Annotated in this window: 17 protein-coding genes; 12 read left to right on the forward strand and 5 right to left on the reverse strand. The window is 73.6% G+C overall.

All coding sequences use genetic code 11. From position 1 onward, the window contains the following. Nucleotides 1-20: 20 nt before the first annotated feature. Entirely contained in the window at nt 21-1,163 is a 1,143-nt protein-coding gene (locus ACWH4W_RS19655; protein WP_473077016.1) for a DMT family transporter, read from the reverse strand. A gap of 210 nt (nt 1,164-1,373) precedes the next feature. Here ACWH4W_RS19655 and ACWH4W_RS19660 point away from each other — a divergent pair, with 210 nt between their 5' ends. From ACWH4W_RS19660 to ACWH4W_RS19695, 8 genes are all read left to right on the forward strand, one after another. Then, nucleotides 1,374-2,183, forward strand: coding sequence for a (2Fe-2S)-binding protein (locus tag ACWH4W_RS19660; protein WP_473077017.1), 810 nt, complete (start codon nt 1,374-1,376; stop codon nt 2,181-2,183). Nucleotides 2,184-2,220: 37 nt separating this feature from the next. Next, nucleotides 2,221-3,372 carry a glycogen synthase gene (glgA, locus tag ACWH4W_RS19665; protein WP_473077018.1) on the forward strand — a complete coding sequence of 384 codons (1,152 nt, stop codon included), beginning with the start codon at nt 2,221-2,223 and terminating at the stop codon, nt 3,370-3,372. 51 nt (nt 3,373-3,423) lie between these two features. Next, nucleotides 3,424-4,644 carry a glucose-1-phosphate adenylyltransferase gene (glgC, locus tag ACWH4W_RS19670; RefSeq protein ID WP_473077019.1) on the forward strand — a complete coding sequence of 407 codons (1,221 nt, stop codon included), beginning with the start codon at nt 3,424-3,426 and terminating at the stop codon, nt 4,642-4,644. Between the two features lie 188 nt (nt 4,645-4,832). After that, nucleotides 4,833-7,451: a PA14 domain-containing protein gene (locus ACWH4W_RS19675; RefSeq protein WP_473077020.1), complete on the forward strand. Its 2,619-nt coding sequence runs from the start codon at nt 4,833-4,835 to the stop codon at nt 7,449-7,451. 251 nt (nt 7,452-7,702) lie between these two features. Then, nucleotides 7,703-9,130: a wax ester/triacylglycerol synthase family O-acyltransferase gene (locus ACWH4W_RS19680; RefSeq protein ID WP_473077021.1), complete on the forward strand. Its 1,428-nt coding sequence runs from the start codon at nt 7,703-7,705 to the stop codon at nt 9,128-9,130. A 103-nt stretch (nt 9,131-9,233) separates the two neighbouring features. Then, nucleotides 9,234-10,727: an SDR family NAD(P)-dependent oxidoreductase gene (locus ACWH4W_RS19685; RefSeq protein WP_473077022.1), complete on the forward strand. Its 1,494-nt coding sequence runs from the start codon at nt 9,234-9,236 to the stop codon at nt 10,725-10,727. A gap of 418 nt (nt 10,728-11,145) precedes the next feature. After that, nucleotides 11,146-11,319: a hypothetical protein gene (locus ACWH4W_RS19690; RefSeq protein WP_473077023.1), complete on the forward strand. Its 174-nt coding sequence runs from the start codon at nt 11,146-11,148 to the stop codon at nt 11,317-11,319. A 53-nt stretch (nt 11,320-11,372) separates the two neighbouring features. After that, nucleotides 11,373-11,855, forward strand: a complete 483-nt coding sequence (locus ACWH4W_RS19695) for a GNAT family N-acetyltransferase (RefSeq protein ID WP_473077024.1) — start codon at nt 11,373-11,375, stop codon at nt 11,853-11,855. Between the two features lie 12 nt (nt 11,856-11,867). On the opposite strand, the gene ACWH4W_RS19700 is transcribed toward ACWH4W_RS19695, so the two are convergent. After that, nucleotides 11,868-12,263 carry a VOC family protein gene (locus ACWH4W_RS19700; RefSeq protein ID WP_473077025.1) on the reverse strand — a complete coding sequence of 132 codons (396 nt, stop codon included), beginning with the start codon at nt 12,261-12,263 and terminating at the stop codon, nt 11,868-11,870. Between the two features lie 468 nt (nt 12,264-12,731). Between ACWH4W_RS19700 and ACWH4W_RS19705 the strand changes: the two genes are divergently transcribed. From ACWH4W_RS19705 to ACWH4W_RS19715, 3 genes are all read left to right on the forward strand, one after another. Further along, nucleotides 12,732-13,163 (forward strand): DUF3291 domain-containing protein, encoded by a 432-nt coding sequence (locus tag ACWH4W_RS19705; protein ID WP_473077026.1) that lies wholly within the window; start codon nt 12,732-12,734, stop codon nt 13,161-13,163. Between the two features lie 258 nt (nt 13,164-13,421). Then, nucleotides 13,422-15,557 carry a SpoIIE family protein phosphatase gene (locus ACWH4W_RS19710; RefSeq protein WP_473077027.1) on the forward strand — a complete coding sequence of 712 codons (2,136 nt, stop codon included), beginning with the start codon at nt 13,422-13,424 and terminating at the stop codon, nt 15,555-15,557. Next, the gene (locus ACWH4W_RS19715; RefSeq protein ID WP_473077028.1) at nt 15,494-15,880 is read left to right on the forward strand and encodes a hypothetical protein; all 387 of its coding nucleotides are present in this window, start codon (nt 15,494-15,496) and stop codon (nt 15,878-15,880) included. The genes ACWH4W_RS19710 and ACWH4W_RS19715 overlap by 64 nt, the downstream gene beginning before the upstream one ends. On the opposite strand, the gene ACWH4W_RS19720 is transcribed toward ACWH4W_RS19715, so the two are convergent. The 3 genes from ACWH4W_RS19720 to ACWH4W_RS19730 all read right to left on the reverse strand — a co-directional run bounded on the left by ACWH4W_RS19720 (nt 15,826) and on the right by ACWH4W_RS19730 (nt 17,848). Continuing rightward, the gene (locus ACWH4W_RS19720; RefSeq protein WP_473077029.1) at nt 15,826-16,482 is read right to left on the reverse strand and encodes a zf-HC2 domain-containing protein; all 657 of its coding nucleotides are present in this window, start codon (nt 16,480-16,482) and stop codon (nt 15,826-15,828) included. The two genes, ACWH4W_RS19715 and ACWH4W_RS19720, sit on opposite strands and share 55 nt — an antisense overlap. A gap of 173 nt (nt 16,483-16,655) precedes the next feature. Then, a complete protein-coding gene (locus ACWH4W_RS19725) occupies nt 16,656-17,168 on the reverse strand; it encodes a hypothetical protein (RefSeq protein ID WP_473077030.1) in 513 nt (170 codons plus the stop codon). 134 nt (nt 17,169-17,302) lie between these two features. Further along, nucleotides 17,303-17,848, reverse strand: a complete 546-nt coding sequence (locus ACWH4W_RS19730; RefSeq protein WP_473077031.1) for a sigma-70 family RNA polymerase sigma factor — start codon at nt 17,846-17,848, stop codon at nt 17,303-17,305. Nucleotides 17,849-18,059: 211 nt separating this feature from the next. Between ACWH4W_RS19730 and ACWH4W_RS19735 the strand changes: the two genes are divergently transcribed. Beyond that, nucleotides 18,060-19,223 carry a CapA family protein gene (locus ACWH4W_RS19735; protein WP_473077032.1) on the forward strand — a complete coding sequence of 388 codons (1,164 nt, stop codon included), beginning with the start codon at nt 18,060-18,062 and terminating at the stop codon, nt 19,221-19,223. Nucleotides 19,224-19,333: the final 110 nt, after the last annotated feature.

The raw sequence follows: 19,333 nt of genomic DNA on the forward strand, positions 1-19,333 counted from the left end.
ACGGCCCAAGGTCCTTCACTTCACGACCTGGCGCGGGCGAGCTGCCGGCCGGCCACCGGCAGCGCTCCGCACGGACCGCCGTAGAACAGCACGCACGGCATGACCGGCACCGCCGCCGGGTCCGCCGCGTCCGGTCCGACGGCCGCCGCGGGGACGGTGGCCGGCAGGGCGACGTGCAGGGGCGACCTGACGTCCTCCGGCACCGTCAGCCCGGTCAGCAGCAGCTCGGCGGGGTCCTCCGTCTCCCGCCCGGCGGCCACCGGCACGGTGCCGGACCCCGGGTCCAGAGGGACAGGAACAGACGCCTCCGTCCCGGCGGCGTCCCTCTGCTCCCGCGCCAGCCTCTCCGTCGTCAGCAGGATCAGGCCCCCCGCCGCCACCACACCACAGCTCAGCGCCAGCGCCGTCCCCGTCGTGCCGTAGCGGAAGGTCTCGCCGAACATCGTGATGCCGACCGCCGCGGCCACCACCGGGTTCACCACGGTGAGCGTCGCCAGCGGGGCCGCGAGGCCCGCGCCCCGGTAGGCGGCCTGGGACAGCAGCATGCCCGCCGTCGCGAGGACGCCGATCACCGCGAGGGACGGCAGGTCCGCCGCCGAGACCCCACCCGTCCAGTCCACCGCGACCGTCTTGGTGAAGACGGAGGACATGCCGAACGCGACACCGGACGCCGTCGCCAGCAGGATGCTGCGCACCGCCGGGTGCCGGTGCACCGCCCGCGCCGCCGCCATCAGCGTCACGACCGCCACCGCCGTCCCCACGGCCGCCGCGACCCGCTGCGGGCCGTCCAGCGACTGCGTGCCCGACGCACCGACCAGCGCCAGCAGACCGGCGAGACCCACCGTCGCCATCAGGGCGCCCCGCCATGCGGTCGCCCCTGCCTCGCGGCCCACGAACAGCGCGGCCATCGGCAGCGCGAACACGATCGTCAGGGCGCCGAGCGGCTGGACCAGGCTCAGCGGCCCGTAGGCCAGCGCCACCACGTGCAGGACCGCGCCCAGACCGTTCAGCGCGACCGCCGCCCACCAGCCCGGCCGGCGCAGCGGGGCGTACTGCTGCGCACCGGGGGAGGACAGCGCCACCTGCTCCTGCACGATCGCGCCCCCGGCGTACGCCACGGCGGACACGAACGAGAGGAGCACGGACAACGCGAGGGCGCTCATCGGCTGCTCCTCTGCGTGAGGCGGGGGCGGCGGGCCCGGCGCGGCGAACGGTCGGCTTCCATGACCAACACGATGCCGTGTCAGGGTGTTCCCCGTCGTCGTCCCTGAGCACCCCATACGTCCTACTGCCGATGGAGTAGGAGGCCGCCCCCGTCATCCCCTGGGTGGGCTCCGGAAGACCGAGGCCCCTGACATCCACCCCTGGGAGACGTGATACTCCTGCACGTCGTGGAACTCGACCCCCGCCTCACCGCCCTCCGTGACCTCGGTGGCTTCTTCAGCCTGCGCGCGGGGGAGGAAACCGACCGCCACCTGCCCACGCTCGCCCACGCATACGGCCCCCGCCGCCCGGATGTCCAGGGCGCCTCCCGGAGCGCCTCCTCGAGCGAACCCCTGAGCGCTCCCCCGACAGGCCCGGACGTGCTGGCCGACCCCCTGGCCGCCCGCGTCCGCCGGGTCGCCGCCGCCCTCCGCGCCCGGGAACCCCGCGTCGCCGCCTCCGTGGCGCACCAGGGTCTGGCCGCGCGCCTGTGGTCCGTGGCCCTCGGCTGCGCCGCCCTGTACGGCGCCGTCCCCGATCTCGCCCCGGACACGGTCCGCTGGGATCCCGAGGGGAGCGCCCCCGACGACCTGTGGCTCGCCGGGGTCCGCCCGCTGCCCGGCGACGCGGCGTCCCTCGCCGACGTCGTGCTGCACGGCCACCTCGAACCCCTCTCCGCCGCCCTGCGCGCCCGCCACCGCGTCGCGCCCGCCCTCCTGCGCGGCAACGCCGCCTCCGCCCTCGCCGCCGCCGCCCGCGAACTCGCCCGCCACGCCCGCCCCGGCGCCGCAGCCCGCGCCGCCCGGCTGTCCCGTGAACTCCTCGCACACCCCCACCTCTCCGGCGCGGGCAGCCTCACCACCACGGGCTTCCGGCGCCGCAGCTGCTGCCTGTACTACCGGGTGCCCGGCGGAGGCGTCTGCGGCGACTGCTGCTTCGTCCGGCCGCCCCGCTCTTCCCCGCACGCCCCGTCTGCGTGACCATGGGAGGGACGTCCGCGCAGACAGGGGGTTCAGGGTGCGAGTGGGACTGCTGACCCGGGAGTACCCCCCGGACGTGTACGGCGGCGCGGGGGTCCACGTGGAGTTCCTGGCCCGGGAGCTGCGGTCCCTGGTGGACCTGGAGGTGCACTGCTGGGGCGAGGGCCGCGCCGACGGCGTGCTGCGCCACCGCTCCTGGTCCGCGCTCGACGGCGCCAACGACGCCCTGCGCACCTTCTCCACCGACCTCGCCATGGCCGCCGCCCTCGAAGGCCGCGAGCTGGTCCACTCCCACACCTGGTACGCCAACCTCGGCGGCCACCTCGCCAAGCTGCTGTACGGCGTCCCGCACGTGGTGACCGCCCACTCCCTGGAGCCGCTGCGCCCCTGGAAGGCCGAGCAGCTCGGCGGCGGCTACGCCCTGTCGAGCTGGGCGGAGCGCACCGCCTACGAGGCCGCCGACGCGGTGATCGCCGTCTCCGGCGCCATGCGCGACGACATCCTGGACTGCTACCCCGCCCTCGACCCGGCCCGGGTGCACGTCGTCCACAACGGCATCGACACCGCCCTGTACCGGCCCGACCCCGGCACCGACGTGCTGGACCGCGTCGGCCTGGACCGCTCCCGCCCGTACGTGCTGTTCGTCGGCCGGATCACCCGGCAGAAGGGCGTGCCCCACCTGCTGCGGGCGGTGCGCGGCATCGACCCGGACGCGCAGGTGGTGCTGTGCGCGGGCGCCCCGGACACCCCGGAGATCGACCGGGAGTTCCGCGAGCTGCACGAGGAGCTGAGCCGGGTGCGTGAAGGTGTGCACTGGATTCCGCAGATGCTGCCCCGGCCCGAGGTGATCCAGTTGCTGACGCACGCGACCGTGTTCGTCTGCCCCTCCGTCTACGAGCCGCTCGGCATCGTCAACCTGGAGGCGATGGCGTGCGGCACCGCCGTGGTCGCCTCCCGCGTCGGGGGCATCCCGGAGGTCGTGGACCACGGCGTGACCGGGCTGCTGGTGGACGTGGACGACGACTTCGAGGCGGGGATCGCCCGGGCGCTGGACTCCGTGCTCGGCGACCCGGACACCGCGCGGAGCATGGGAGCGGCGGGACGGGAGCGCGCGGTCACGGAGTTCGGCTGGGACGCGGTGGCCCGCCGAACGGCCCGGCTGTACGAGGAGATCCTCCGGCAGGCTTAGCCCGGCCCGTCCGGGGCAGTCATGGGAAAACTCGGCGTGAGGGGAGCGGCCATGCGTCGTGGAGGGCCTTCGGTTCTGGGCATCGTGCTGGCGGGCGGCGAGGGCAAGCGCCTGATGCCCCTCACGGCGGACCGCGCCAAACCGGCGGTCACCTTCGGCGGCACGTACCGCCTCGTCGACTTCGTGCTGTCCAACCTGGTCAACGGCGACATCCTGCGGATCTGCGTGCTCACGCAGTACAAGTCGCACTCGCTGGACCGGCACATCACCACCACCTGGCGGATGTCCAGCCTGCTCGGCAACTACGTCACCCCGGTCCCCGCGCAGCAGCGGCTCGGCCCGCGCTGGTACCTGGGCAGCGCCGACGCCATCCTCCAGTCGCTGAACCTGATCCACGACGAGCGCCCGGAGTACGTGGCGGTGTTCGGCGCCGACCACGTGTACCGCATGGACCCGCGCCAGATGCTCAGCCGGCACATCGAGAGCGGCGCCGGGGTCACCGTGGCCGGCATCCGGGTGCCGCGCGCGGAGTCCTCCGCGTTCGGGGTGATCACTCCGGCCTCCGACGGCCGCACCGTCGAACGCTTCCTGGAGAAGCCGGCCGACCCGCCGGGCCTGGCCGACGACCCCGACTGCGTCTTCGCCTCGATGGGCAACTACATCTTCACCACCAAGGCGCTCGTCGAGGCGCTGCAGCGGGACGCCGAGGACGAGAACTCGGTGCACGACATGGGCGGTTCGATCCTGCCCCAGCTCACCGAGCGGGGCGAGGCCCACCTGTACGACTTCGGCACCAACCACGTGCCGGGGGAGACCAGCCGCGACCAGGGCTACTGGCGGGACGTCGGCACGCTCGACGCCTACTACGACGCGCACATGGACCTGATCGCCGAGCGCCCCGCGTTCAACCTCTACAACCGCCAGTGGCCCATCTACACGCACTCCGGGCAGCTCTCGCCGGCCCGGTTCAACGCGGGTGGCATCGCCGGCGAGTCCATCATCAGCGCCGGGTGCCTGATCCGGGGGCAGGTGACGCGGTCGGTGCTGTCGCCGGGCGTGGTCGTCGATCCGGGCGCGGTGGTGCAGGGGTCGGTCCTGCACGACAACGTGCACATCGGGCGGGGCGCGGTGGTGCGCGGGGCGGTGCTGGACAAGAACGTGGAGGTGCCGCCGGGCGCGACGATCGGGGTCAACCCGGAGCGGGACGCGGAGCTGTACACCGTCTCCCGGGGCGGCGTGATCGCGCTCGGCAAGGGGCAGTCGGTGCCGTAGCGAGCGTGGGGGAGGCTCCGGTCGGACGGGACGACCGGGGCCTTTGTCATGTCCCTGGACGGCTGACGGAATTCGTGCTGTCATGCCAAGTGCTGTTCTTTGACAACGTTGTACTGGACTGGCAACGCACAGAACAGAACACGCACACCTGCACAGCGAGCCGTCATTTCCTCACCGACGGAGGATCCGTGCGCACCAGACGACTCAGGAACCGCTTAGCCCTCCTCCTGGCCACCGCGCTGGGTGTCACCGGTCTCATGGCGACCGGGCCCGCCTCGGCCGCCGCGGAGGACGACCCCGTGGAGATCCACGGACTGAAGGGCGAGTACTGGACCCATTCCGCCCCCGGCGCCTTCGACTTCCACGAACTCAAGGCCGTCGCCTTCGACCCCCGGCTCGACTTCGACAACCTGGAGCCGCGCCTGACCCTCACCACCGGCCAGGCGGACGACGTCAGCGTCCGCTGGACCGGGAAGATCGTGCCGGAGACCACCGGCGCCCACACCTTCTCGGTCAGCTCCGACAACGGCTTCCGGCTGTGGATCGACGGGGCCCTCGCCATCGACCACTGGGTCGACGACTGGGACAACGAACAGACCTCCGAGCCGGTCCAGCTCACCGCGGGCCACGCCCACGACATCAAGGTCGAGTACTTCGAGCACTACGGCGGCTCCAACTTCCACCTGCGCTGGACCCCGCCCGGCGGCGCCAAGGAAGCGGTGCCCCGGACGGCGTTCCGCCTCCCCGACGGCTTCGACTACGACGGCGCCCTCGCCGCCACCGTCCTCGCCTCCGGACGCACCCTCGAACTCGACTTCCCCAAGCCGCTCGCCACACCGCCCGCCGGCTTCACCGACCACCTCGACGCGGTCATCGGCGGCGCCCCCTGGCCGCTGACCTCGGCGAAGCCAGACCCGGCCGACCCGAGGACGCTGCTCGTCACGCTCGCCGAGCCCGTCGTCGGCAACAAGACCGGCACCGCCCGCGGCACCGCCGACGTCCGCTACGACGGCCAGGGCGGACTGAAAGCCGCCGACGGCGACCCCGTGGACGCCTTCCTGAGCAGCGGCCCCAACCGCTCCACCCACGAACTGCGCACCCGGTGGGCCGACGAGGTGGGCCCCGGCAACGCCCACCCCGAGTACCCGCGCCCGCAGCTCACCCGCCCCGAGTGGCGGAACCTCAACGGCCGCTGGCAGTTCGCCGCCGCCGAGGAGGGCGAGCGCCCGCCCGTGGGTCGCACGCTGAAGGAACGCATCCTGGTGCCGTACCCGGTGGAGTCCCAGCTCTCCGGCATCCAGCGGCACGAGGACCGCATGTGGTACCGCCGCACCTTCACCGTCCCGCGCGACTGGCACATCGGCTCCGGCAAGCGGCTGCGCCTCAACTTCCAGGCGGTCGACTGGCGCGCCGAGGTCTACGTCAACGGCACGAAGGTCACCACGCACGAGGGCGGCTACGACAAGTTCTCCGTCGACGTCACCGACGCGCTGAAGCGGAGCGGTCCCCAGGAGCTGATCGTCGGCGTCCACGACCCGACCGACGCCGCCGACGGCGAGAACCCGCCGATGGGCAAGCAGCGCCTCGACCCGAGCGGCATCTGGTACACGCCCAGCTCCGGCATCTGGCAGACGGTCTGGATGGAGCCCGTCGCCCGCGACCACGTGGACTCCCTCAAGCTGATCCCCGACGTGGCGGGCGAACGGCTCACCGTGGAGACCAAGGGCGTCCGCTCCGGCCTGCCGGTCACGGCCACCGCGTACGACGGGCGGCGCAAGGTCGCCACGGCCACCGGCCGCACCGGACAGCCGCTCACCCTGGAGATCGAGAACCCGCGCCTGTGGTCGCCCGACGACCCCTTCCTGTACGACCTGAAGGTCAGCGTCGGCGCCGACCGCGTCTCCAGCTACTTCGGCATGCGCTCCATCGCCGTCGAGAAGATCGACGGGGTGCCGCGCACGGTCCTCAACGGGAAGCCGATCTTCCTGATGGCCACCCTCGACCAGGGCTTCTGGCCCGACGGACTGCACACCGCGCCCACCGACGAAGCGCTCGCCCACGACCTGAAGGCGCACAAGCAGCTCGGCTTCAACTCGGTGCGCAAGCACATCAAGGTCGAACCCGACCGCTGGTTCCACTGGGCCGACCGCCTCGGACTGCTGGTGTGGCAGGACATGCCCTCCATGCGGGCCGGCCGCACCCCGGACGCCGAGGCCCGCGCCCGCTACGAGCGCGAGATGAAGGAGATGATCGACGAGCACATCAGCAGCCCCTCCGTCGTCATGTGGGTCACCTTCAACGAGGGCTGGGGGCAGTACGACGTCGGCCGCGTCGCCGAGCAGGCCAAGGCCTGGGACCCCAGCCGGCTGGTCAACAACCAGTCCGGGCTCAACCTCGGCGCCGACGGCGGCGCCGGCGACATCATGGACGAGCACGGCTACCCGAGCCCCGCGCTGCCGCCCCGCCCGGACGGCGAACGCGCCCTGGTGAGCGGCGAGTACGGCGGCCTCGGCCTCGCGGTGCCCGGCCACGCCTGGCCCGTGCAGCAGTCGTACGTCGACGTCGACCCGGCGACCTACACCGACGACTACCTCACCAAGCTCGACGAGGTGCGGGCGCTGGTGTGCCGGGGCGGCAACGGCGCCGTCTACACCCAGATCTCCGACGTGGAGGGCGAACTCAACGGCCTGCTCACCTACGACCGGCGGGTGATGAAACCCGACGTGCCGCGGGTGCGGGCCGCGCACCAGGACCTGATCCGGGACGCCTCCCGGGCCCGGCCCGCGGGCTGTCCGGCCACCGGCTGACGGGCTCGGCGAGCGGGGGCCCGCCCGTCCGGGTGGCGTGCGTCCGGGTGGCGTGCGTCACCCCGCCGGACGGCCGGAACACACCGGTGGCCCCGCACGACACCCGGTCCGTGCCCCTTCCGCCGTGGCGGCGGAAGGGGCACGGACGTCACATGCTGTTAACTATGGGTAGCCAGATCGTACTTGACCGTAATCGGCCGGGAGCGATTGACTGCTGATCCTTTCCCGTCGTCGATGCGAGGCCCCCGCCCATGACCGCAGACCCGCTCGCCCCCCTCGACCTGGCGTTCTGGAACCTCGAGTCCGCCGGGCACCCCATGCACCTCGCGGCGCTCGGCGTCTTCACGGCCGGCTCGCCCTCCGCCGCGGCCCACGCCGCGGACCTGCTCGCCGCGCGGGCGGCCGCCGTCCCCGGGCTGCGCATGCGCATCCGCGACACCTGGCAGCCGCCCGGCCTGCGGCGGTCGCTGTCGGCGCTGCGCCGCTCCTGGCCCGCCCCCGGCGAGCCCCTCACGGCCGCCCTGGGCCGCCCGCTCACCTCCGCCGTGCGCCACTCGCTCGCCTTCGGCGGCGCCGCCCGCGAGCCCGACCCCGGCTTCGACCCCCTGAACCACGTCCGGCTGCACCCGCCGGCCGCCGACTTCCACACCGCCGCCGGCGAGCTGATGGGACGCCCGCTCGAGCGCACCCGCCCGCCCTGGGAGGCGCACGTGCTGCCGGGGGAGGACGGCGTCCGCTTCGCCGTCCTGTTCAAGTTCCACCACGCCCTCGCCGACGGACTGCGCGCCCTCGCCCTCGCCGCCGCGCTCATGGACCCCACCGACCTGCCCACGCCCCGGTCGCGGCCCGCCGAGCCGCCCCGCGGCGTCATCCCGGACGTGCGGGAGGTGCCCGGCATGGTGCGTGAGGCCCTCGCCGAGGCCGGCCGGGCCCTGGACATCGGCGCCGCCGTCGCCCGGTCCACCCTCGACATGCGCTCCTCGCCCGCCCTGACCTGCGCGCCCAGCGGCACCCGCCGCACCGCCGGCGTCGTCGTCGACCTCGACGACGTGCACCGCATCCGCAAGAGCGCAGGCGGCACCGTCAACGACGTCCTCATCGCGGTCGTCGCCGGCGCGCTGCGCCGTTGGCTCGACGAGCGCGGCGACGGCAGCGAGGGCGTCGCCCCGCGCGCCCTCGTCCCCGTCTCCCGGCGCCGCCCGCGCACCGCCCACCCGCAGGGCAACCAGCTCTCCGGGTACGTGATGCGGCTTCCGGTCGACGAGAAGGACCCGCTCGCCCGGCTGAGGCGGGTGCGCACCGCGATGGACCGCAACAAGGAGGCGGGCCCGCACCGCGGCGCGGGCGCCGTCGCCCTCCTCGCCGAGCACGTGCCGCCGCTCGGCCACCGGCTCGGCGGGCCGCTGCTCGGGCAGGCGGCCCGGCTCTGGTTCGACGTCCTGGTCACCAGCGTGCCGCTGCCCGGCTTCGGCCTGCGCCTCGGCGGCGACCCGCTCGGCGCCGTCTTCCCGCTCGCGCCGCTCGCCCCCGGCCACTCCCTCGCGGTCGCCGTCTCCACCTACCGGGGGCACGTCCACTACGGGCTGGTGGCCGACGGCGCGGCCGTCGCGGACCTCGGTCTGCTGGCCCGCGCGGTGACCGAGGAGGTGACGGCACTCACCGTGGCCTGCGGTCACTGAGCGCAGCGGTTTGGTGCTGCGGCCCGGCGCTCCGTAAAATCCCCCGTTCGACAGCGGACGCGAACGGAGCGCCGCGCGAACCGAAGCGGGAACGGCAGCGGCGATGACGGTGACACAGGACGGCCCCGACACCACGGACGAGGTGGCGCACGGCCCCGGCATCGACCCGGAGCGGCTGGCCGTCTGCCTGAGCGTGCTCGAGGAGCTCGACAGGCTCGACGTGGACCACCCGGACGCGATCGCGGTCCGCCGGGCCACCTCGCACATCTACCGCACGGTCAAGCAGCGCCGCCGCCAGGAGCGCCGGGCCGCCAAGACCGCGCACGACAAGGCGGTCACCGAGGCCACCGCCACCGGCTCCGCCCAGCGCATCGACGACGAGACCGAGGGCATCCTGCCCTCCTCCCGCGTGGAGCCGGGCCGGATCGCGGGGATACTCCAGCGCCCCCGCTCCTGCTACGTGTGCAAGACCCGCTACGTCGAGGTCGACTACTTCTACCACCAGCTCTGTCCGAAGTGCGCGGCCGAGAACCGGGCCCGCCGCGAGGCCCGCGCCGACCTCGGCGGCAAGCGGGCACTGCTCACCGGCGGACGCGCCAAGATCGGCATGTACATCGCGCTGCGGCTGCTGCGCGACGGCGCCCACACCACGGTCACCACGCGCTTCCCCAAGGACGCCATCCGCCGCTTCAAGGCGATGGACGACTCCGCGGACTGGATCCACCGCCTGGAGGTCGTCGGGATCGACCTGCGCGACCCGGGCCAGGTCGTCGCGCTCGCCGACCGGGTCGCGGAGCAGGGCCCGCTGGACATCCTGATCAACAACGCCACCCAGACGGTGCGCCGGCTGCCCTCCGCCTACGCCGCGCTCGTCGAGGGCGAGAGCGCCCCGCTGCCGGCCGGCGAGCTGCCCGCCCACCACGTCATCGGCGCGTTCAACTCCGGTGCGGTGGACGGCCTGACCGCGCTGCCTGCCGGCACCAGCGGCCTCGACGCGCAGGCGGTGGCCGACCTCGCGCTGGTCGCGGGCAACGCCAGCGTGGAGCGGCACCGGGACGGCACCGCCATCGACGCGGGCGGCCTGCTGCCCGACGTCGTCGACAGCAACACCTGGGTGCAGACCATCGAGCAGATCTCCCCGGTGGAACTGCTGGAGACCCAGCTCTGCAACTACACGGCGCCGTTCATCCTGATCAGCAACTTGCGCCCGGCGATGGCCGAGGCGGCCCGCCGCTCGGCCTCGCACCGCGCCTACGTCGTCAACGTCTCCGCGATGGAGGGCGTGTTCGCCCGCGGCTACAAGGGCGCGGGACACCCCAACACCAACGCGGCCAAGGCGGCCATGAACATGGTGACGCGGACCAGCGCGCAGGAGATGTTCGACACCGACCGGATATTGATGACCTCGGTCGACACCGGCTGGATCACCGACGAACGCCCGCACTTCGACAAGCTGCGCCTCGCCGAGGAGGGCTTCCACGCCCCGCTCGACCTGGTCGACGGCGCGGCCCGCGTGTACGACCCCATCGTGCGCGGCGAGGCGGGCGAGGACCTGTACGGCGTCTTCCTGAAGGACTACGCGCCCGGCCGTTGGTGACACCCGCGGACGGCCGTCGGCGGCCGAACGGCGCCCGGACGTCCGGACTTGTCCGGTACACCGGCAGGCGCGTACTCCGATCGAGTGAGCTGTCGTGTGCACTCTGTCACGACATGCTCGGATATACCGCCTGATGGTGGGCGGTCCGCCGTGCGATGGTTACAGCCAGTGTGCGGCCCTATCGAGCGGCGGGCCGCTCATTTGGTTACTCTGAGGCGGACGGAGTCAGCGACAAGGGTCCTACCCGCACCCACGATCCGTCATGGGACCGCCGGTTCACCACGGCCCGCTCTCCCTCGAACGACCGGCGCCACCGCGCCCGAACGGCAAGGGGACTCAGACCCGCTCGGGCGTCGGACGCCGGCCACGGGGCCGACGCGGCGCGTCCCGAGGGTGACCGACACATAAGGAGTGCGCGGTGACACCGGAGCAGACGAAACTCGAACAGCGCCCCGACGAACGCGTGGAGCGTTCCGGCCGCCGCCCGGGGGAACTGGGCAGCCTCGACGTGTGGGCCCGCTCGGCCCCCATCCGCCTCGCCGGGTACGAGGAGGACCTCGCCGAGCCGCACATCCTCCCCAGCGTCGACTGACACACGTCACCCCCGCACCCTCGCCGCGTACCGGGCCTGAAAGACTCGCCCCCATGCTGATCAGGGAAGCGAACCCCGACGACTGGCCGCGCATCTGGCCGTTCTGGCACCGCATCGTCGCCGCGGGCGATACCTACACCTGGGACCCGGGCACCTCCGAAGAGGCCGCCCGGGCCCTGTGGATGAGCCCCGCGAAGCGGGTGTACGTCGTCGAGGACGACGACGGAACCGTCGTCGCCTCCGCCTATCTCACCCCCAACTACGGCGGTCCCGCCGCGGACATCGCCAACGCCGGTTTCATGGTCGACCCGGACCGGGCGGGCCGGGGGACCGGGCGGCTGCTGGCCGAGCACGTGCTGGCCGCGGCGCGCGACGCCGGGTACCGGGGCATGGTGTTCAACGCCGTCGTCGAAACCAACCCCGCGGTCAAGCTGTGGAGTTCACTCGGCTTCACCGTCCTCGGCACGGTCCCGGACGCCTTCGACCACCCCCGGCACGGACGGGTCGGGCTGCACATCATGTACCGGTCGCTGTGACCGGACCGGCGCTCAGGGCCGGACGTACGGCCGGGTCATGATCTCCATGTTGTGGCCGTCCGGGTCGTCGAAGTAGGCGCCCTTGCCGCCGAACAGGCCGTTCACCCGGCCCGGTTCGGTGTGCCGGGGGTCGGCGTAGTACGTCGCCCCGGCCGCCTCCAGGCGCGCGATCATGGCGTCGAACCGCTCCTCGGGCACCAGGAACGCGTAGTGCTGGGACTGTATGGGCTCGTCCCGCATCTCGTAGTAGTCCAGGGTCACGCCGTTGCCCAGGTCGACCGGGAGGAACGGGCCGAACGGCGCCCCCACCTCCAGGCCCAGGATCCCGGCGAGGAACTCGGCGGAGCGTCTGCGGTCACGGGCGTGGACGACGGTGTGGTTCAACTGGATGTGCTGTGCTGCGGACATGACTGTCTCTCGTCTCGGGAGTCGGATCGTCGATCCCCGCCGGCGGAAGCACGGCGGGCGGAAGGAACGACCGACGGCGGAGGCGCGCGCGCCCGCCCCGGACTCACTCCGGGGCCGGGAGCGCCTTTCGTGTGCGGCCCATGGCCGACCCGGCAGTCACGTGTCCGACCCTAGTTCGTGAACGCCGGGCGGGGCAATGGGGCATGGCTCCGGCGCCTCGCATCCGCCGCCGGCGTCCCGGGGGCTGACTCGTTTCTCCTCGGCGAGCCGGCGCGGGACCGTCGGCGCCGGCTCCGGCGGGAGGGGCGACGGGCCCCCGCAGGTCATGCGTGACCCCCGCGATGGGCAACCCTGTGCGGCGGCTCGACTCCGAGACCCTCTCGTGCGTCCCTTGAATCCCCTGGCATCGGATAGTGGCACTCTCTAAGATGGATAGTGCCACTACCCAACTATGGAGGCGAGAGCACCGTGCCTACTCTTCCGTGGGTCACACCCCACCCGGCCCGGCCCGACACGAAGGCCTGCGTCATGGCCTCCCGCTTCGAAGTGCGGTCGCTGAAGGACGTCCCCCGGTTCTTCCGGAAGTCCCTCGCCGCATGGGGTCAGGTGCGTCGGGCGCCCGGGGCCCTCGGCGCCTCCCTGGTGGCCAGGCCGCTGCGCCGGACCTTCCTCACCCTGTCCGCCTGGGAGAGCCGCGAGGCCCTCTACACCTACGCCCGCACCGAACCGCACAAGGGCGTCATGACCGGTCTGCGGGACACCATGCGCACCTCGACCTTCACCTTCTGGGAGGTGCCGGCCGACGCGCTGCCGATCGACTGGGCGGAGGCCGAGCGCCGCCTCGAGGAGCAGGCCCGTGCCGACGCGGAGAGCCGCAGCCAGGCGCCCGACGCCCGCTGACCCGGGCTCCCGGGGGGGGGCGGTGCCGCGCCGGGCGGGGGTCACCGGCTCCTTCCGAGGGCCGGCCGGTCCGGTACGCGGTCGCGCCGAACCGCTCCACGACCGCACCCCTCGTCCTCCGCCGCCCCGCGTCCGCTCCCGGCCCTCGCGCCTCCCCACCCTCAGTGACGTCCCGTGTCCCACCGGGTGGCCCGGGACACCCGGGCCCCAGGTGTCCCAGCGGTCGAAGAATCGCCCGGATCCTGGCAAGGTGGCCCCATGGCTGATCGGGGAGCGAGCCCCCTGTCACTCCCGGACGACTGGCCGGAACACCCGGACCCGATCCTGGCGCTCAACCGCATGGGCAGTTTCGACTGGGACCTGGACGCCGGGGTGATGCAGATGGACGCCCAGGCGCACGAGATCTTCGACGTGCGCCCCGACGAGTACGACGACCACCCGGAGACCCTCGCCGGCCGCGTCCCGCCCGCGGAGGCGCGGCGGCTCGACGCCGTGGTGGCCCGCGCGCTCAACACCGGCCAGGAGAACTACGGCGCCTACTTCCGCCTCCGCCGCCGCGACGGCTCCCTGCGCTGGACCCACACCCAGGGCTACATCCGGCGGGACCCGGCCGGCCGGCCCCACCGCATCATCGGCATCGTCCGCGACGCCACCCAGGAGCTGCGCGACAGCGGCGACCGGCGCGACCAGGCCCTCCAGGAGGCCCTGCGCCGCCAGCAGACCAACGTGGTCCAGCTGATCACCGCCGCGCTCGCCCACGCCCGGACCGTGCAGGACGTCATCGACGTCCTCAAGGACACCCACGGTCTCACCCATCTGGGCGCGACCAGCCTGGTGATGGGACTGGTCGAGGCCGGGCGCATCCGGCTCATCGCGGAAGGCCCCGCGGGCAGCTTCGTCCCCGGCACCGAACTCACCCGGATCGACGAGCGGTACCCGATGAGCGAGGCGGTGCGCACCCTCAGCCCGCGCTTCATCGAGTCCCCGGAGGAGTTCGCCGAGCGCTACCCGGAGCTGTGGGAGGGCATCACCGGCCTGGACATCACCTCGGCCGCCTATCTGCCGCTCATCGTGCAGGCCCGCCCCATCGGCGCGATGGGCCTGCTCTACAGCGACCGGCGCGGCTTCTCCGCCGAGGAACGCAACGTCCTCGTCGCACTCGGCAGCAGCATCGCCCAGAGCCTGCAGCGCGCGATGTTCTACGAGCAGGAGATGGACCTCGCCCAGGGGCTCCAGCAGGCGATGCTGCCCCGCACCATCCCCAGTGTGCCCGGCGCCGACCTCGCGGTCCGCTACCGCGCCGCCTCCTTCGGCGGCGCCTTCGGCCGGGACATCGGCGGCGACTGGTACGACCTCATCCCGCTGCCCGGCGGCAGCCTCACCGGAGGCAGCCGGGTCGGCGCCGTCATCGGGGACGTCCAGGGCCACGACACGCACGCCGCCGCCGTCATGGGACAGCTCCGCATCGTGCTGCGCGCCTACGCCGCCGAGGGGCACACGCCGGCCACCGTGATGGCCCGTGCCTCCGTCTTCCTGCACGAACTCGACACCGACCGCTCCGCGACCTGCCTGTACGCCGAGGTCGACCTGTCCACCGGGGTCATCCAGGTGGTCCGCGCCGGGCACATCGACCCGATGGTGCGCCGCGCCGACGGCTCCTGCCGCCGGGTGCCCGTCCCCGGCGGGCTGCCGCTCGGCCTGTCCGCCGAGTTCGGCGGGCTCGACTACCCGGTCGGGACGATAGAGCTGGAGCCGGGCGACACCCTGGTGCTGTGCACCGACGGCCTGGTCGAACAGCCAGGCGCGGACCTCGACGACGGCGTGGAGACCCTCGCCGCGCTGATCGCCGTCGGCCCCGACGGCGTACGCGACCTCGCCGACCGGCTGATCGACGTGGCCGAGGAGCGCGGGGGCGACGACGACGTGGCGCTGCTCCTGCTGCGCCGCCGCGAACCGGAGGGGCCGCGCTCCGGCGGCCGGCTCAAGCAGCTGGTGCCGCCCGGTGACCCGGAGGTGCTCTCCGACACCCGGCGCGTGATCCGCACCGCGGCCGTCGCGTGGGGCGCCCGCGACCGGGCCGACGAGATCGAACTGGTCGCCGACGAGATGATCACCAACGTGCTGATGCACACCGAGGGGGCCGCGGAGGTCACGCTCCGGGTGCTCGACGGCACCGAACGGCGGCTGCGGGTGGAGGTCGAGGACTCCTCCAGCGCGCTGCCGCGCCGCAGGGAGGCGGGCGAGGCGGGCGTCTCCGGCCGGGGCCTGCTGCTGGTGGAGACGCTCACCGACCTGTGGGGAGTGGAGGCGCGCGGCGGCGGCAAGTGCGTGTGGAGCGAGTTCGTGGTGGCGAAGGACCCGGTGCGGACCGAGCGGAGGCCCGGCACGGACTGAGGGCGCGGGCCGCCGACGGCGCCCTTGGCGCGTGCCGGACCCCCCGGGACGAGACGCTCAAGGACTTCCTCACCGAACACCTGACCGGCCACGGGATCGTCCGGGCGCTGCCCCTGGCGATCAGCGTCCTGAAGACCTACGCCCCGCCGCTCACCGCCGTGGAGGGCCGCGAGGTCACCGCCGTCCGCCGGTGCGGCGCGTTCCTCGCCCCGGCCACGGACGGCGGTCCGTACCTCGTCACCCGTCCGGCGCGCTCGGGCTGCCCGGGTCATCCGGGGCGCAGCACCACCAGCGTCTCGCCCTCCGTGGAACGCACCTCGTAGCGCTGGATGTCGCCGGGGTGCAGCGCGGAGCCGCCCGGGACGGTGTTCGGGCGGGCGTCGTGACGGGGCACGGCCCAGCTGGTCAGGACGTCCTCGGAGCCGTCGCGGCCGATCCCCACCAGGACGCACGCGCGCGGCCCCGCCGCGTCCTTGACCCGCAGCTCCACGCTGCTGCCCCACTCGCGGTCCTCGACCCGCACCTCGGCCCACACCCCGGAGCGCTCGTCGGTCGCCTCCACGGTCAGCGGGCGGGGCCCGTCGTCGCCCCGCGCCACCACCGTGACCGCCGGCGCGGACACCGCCAGCACCACCGAGGCGGCCAGCGCCAGCAGCGTCCGCCGCCGCCCGGCGCGCCGCCGGAGCGACACCTGCCCGAGCAGGCGGTCCAGCATCCGCGGCGAGGGCTGCGCCATCGGGTGGACCATGCGCGGGGTCGCGCTCCGGTAGAGCATCAACTGGCGTGTCGCGGGACCGAACTCGGTCACCTGGACGGCGCAGCGGGGGCACTCCATGAGGTGGTCCTCGAAGCGGAACGCCTCCGCCTCGTCCAGCACGCCGAGCGCGTAGGCGCCGACGTCGCGATGCCTCTCCAGGGACCTCATGCCGAATCCTCGTGCCGTCGGGTGCGGGTGGGGTTGCTCCTTGCTCCCACCGGTACGCACCGGGCAGCCGGATGACTCAGCCACGCACCGAATCGTGACCTACGCGTTCGGGGACCCGCGGCCCGCGGACCGGCCGGATCCGCCGCGGGTCGTGAACCGGGGCGGCGCGGCTTCTAGAAGAGGTGGATGGCGAGGTGTCCGAGCGGCAGTCCGAGCTGCCACGCCGGCGTCCACACCTTCGGCCCCTCGTCCTCCCCGGCCGCCCCGCCGCCCGGCACCGCGTTCAGGTCCGGGGCCAGCAGCTCCGTCTCCCGCAGCCAGCGCCAGGCCTCCACCGCCAGCTCCAGGTCCGGGCCCGGCGCGCCCCGGCCGGACGCGGCGGCGTCCGCGGCCAGGTCGTCCAGGCGGCCTTGCACCCACTCCTGCCACGGCTGGTCGTAGGCGGTCAGCGACAGCCAGGTCTCCAGCTGGGTGATGACCCGGATGCCGGACAGCTCGCCGTCGGTGTCGGACAGGAACACGGTCAGCGCCAGCGCGTCCCGGCCCGCCCGGAACTCCACGGACGTCGGCGGCATGAGGTCGCCGGTGCGCAGCAGCTCGTCCGCGATGTACTCGGCGTAGAACCAGGCCATGGGGACGCCCGGCCGACCGTCGCCCTCCGCGTTCTCTCGACCTCTGTGCAGCATCCCTTCCTGCCTCCTCCGGTGCGTGCGCGTCGCCCGGGCCCGGGTCCCCGGTCCGGAACACGGATGAGGACAGCCGATCCCCAACCGGGTCCCACGGCAAGGCGCTTTACGGAGGTTTGACCCGGCGGCTGGTTTCACCGCATGTCGGAGGCGTAGCCCGGAAGCACCCGGCGCAGGGCGCGCAGCGCGTAGTACGCGCGGGACTTCACCGTACCGGGCGGGATCCCGAGGGCCGTCGCCGCTTCCGCCACACTCGCCCCCTGGAAGTACACGAGCACCAGGACCTCACGGTGCTCGGGGGTGAGAGTCTTCACAGCCTCCCGGACGTCGAGCGTCGCGGCGGCCCGTTCCGCGTGGTCGGAGATCACCCGGGCGTTCTCCAGCACGGCGTCGCCGACCTCGGCGGGGCGCGCCTGGCGGGCGCGGCGCGCGTCGATGGCGAGCCGCCGCGCCACGGTCAGCAGCCAGGGGCGTACGGAGTCGAAGTTCTCGGCGCGCAGGGCCTCGGGGTGCTGCCAGGCGCGCACCAGCGTCTCCTGGACCAGGTCCTCCGCGCGCTGCCGGTCCCCGTCGCAGAGCCGGAGCAGCAGCGCGAAGAGGGGCCGGCCGTGCTCCCGCTGGAGTGCGGCGAGCTCGTGCTCGGCGGTGGTCCCGTTCGTGAGTGTCATTCCGGCCGTCATGGCCGTATGGCAACGCACGCCGCCGCCGGGGGACAGGGCGCGCACAGGAGTGTGCGACGGACGGTCGATCGCGTCGACGAACGGTTCGACGAACGGTCGAGACGGCCGTTCCCGCACGCCGGACGGCCTAAAGAGCGTGTCGGAGCGTCATGCGACGAGAGGAGGATTCTTACCTGTTCATCCATAAATACGACTACAGCGGGGTGATGTGATGATCGCACGCAGCAGACAGCTGGCCCTCGTCCTGACCGCCGTCCTCGCCGCGGGCGCCGCCTGCCAGGCCCGCGGCCACGAGCCGTCGGCGCCGGGACGGCCGGCCCCCTCGGCGGCGGCCCAGCGCGGCTTCACCCTGGTCGCGTCGGGCGGTGTGCTGCCCCACGCCTCGGTCGTCGAACGCGCCTGGTACGACGCCGGCGGCACCGGACACGACTTCCGGCCGATGCTCTCCGGCATCCGGTCCGTCGTCGCCCGCGCGGACCTGGCGCTGTGTCACATGGAGACCGCCCACGGCGCGGACGGCGACTACAGCGGTCACCCCCTCTTCGCATCACCGCCGGAAGTGGCCGCAGGACTCGCCGCCACCGGCTACGACGGCTGCTCCACCGCCTCCGACCACACCCTGGACGACGGCGAGGCCGGAATCCGCCGCACCCTGGACGCCCTCGACCGGGCGGGAGTGCGCCACGCCGGCTCGGCCCGCTCCGCACAGGAGGCCGCCACGCCGACGCTGCTGAAGGCGGGCGCGGCGCGGGTGGCGCACCTCGCCCACACCTTCGACACCAACGGGCATCCGCTGCCGCCGGGCCGGCCGTGGGCCGTGAACCTGATCGACGAGGAGCGGATCGTCGCCGACGCCCGCGCCGCCCGCGAGGCCGGGGCCGACGTCGTGGTCGTCTCCCTGCACTGGGGCACCGAGTGGCAGGACGAACCCGACGGCCTCCAGCTCTCCCTCGCCCGCTCCCTCACCGCCTCCAGGAGCGGCGACCGCCCGGACATCGACCTGATCCTCGGCGCCCACGCCCACGTCCCGCAGGCGTACGAGAAGGTCAACGGCACCTGGGTCGTCTACGGCATGGGCGACCAGATCGCCGGCGCGATGACCGGCCCCGAGGGGGTCACGGACCCGCGCGGCAACCAGTCCACCGTCGGCCGCTTCACCTTCTCCCCGCCGTCCCGCCCCGGCGGCCGCTGGGAGGTCACCCGCGCCGAGTTCGTCCCCCAGCTCTACGACGTCGACGCCGGCCGGGTCCTCGACCTCGACCAGGCCCTGGCCCGGGGAGCCGAACTGCACGCCGTGCGCGACCGCATCCGCGACGTGGTGTTCAGCCGGGGCGCGGCGAAGGACGGGCTCGTGATGGCGGGCGGGGAGGGCTGAGGGCGAGGGTGTCGGTCCTCGGCCGCGTCGGACGGCGCGGCCGTCCCGCGCCCGCGGCGGAACCGAACGGCGACCACGTCGGCCGGTTCCGCCGCCCACCAGGCCGCGGC

The sequence above is a fragment of the Streptomyces sp. DSM 120436 genome (assembly GCF_055778765.1).